Below are 271 nucleotides of genomic sequence, written 5' to 3'. Positions count from 1 at the left end.
GCCGCTTAGTCGAAAACGCCGAAATTTGGGTGATAGAGATTACGTTATCTAGCGCGTTGACCCGTAAAAATTCTGCCGCAGCGATTAAGGGAATGCGCTTACCAACAATTCGATTGGAAAACAATTTTATTGTCGTTGGGCCTTACAGAAGCAAATCAGAAGCCGCAGAAATAGCTAGTAAACTACACGAAACTTACAATGTGAGAGGCTGGCTAACACCAGGAAATTGACAAATAAAAACGATGTTTACTTAGAAAATTAATATTTGTAA

Annotated in this window: 1 protein-coding gene; it reads left to right on the top strand. The window is 39.5% G+C overall.

The features are described from left to right. A partial coding sequence (locus tag AC3XQU_RS23930) for a hypothetical protein (protein WP_489876620.1) occupies positions 1 to 230 on the top strand: 230 nt, incomplete at its 5' end. Positions 231 to 271: the final 41 nt, after the last annotated feature.

It is taken from the genome of Telluria sp. AZSoR62, from assembly GCF_058111565.1.
Note: the sequence above shows the minus strand (reverse complement) of the source record. Positions and strands in the feature narration are given on the sequence as shown.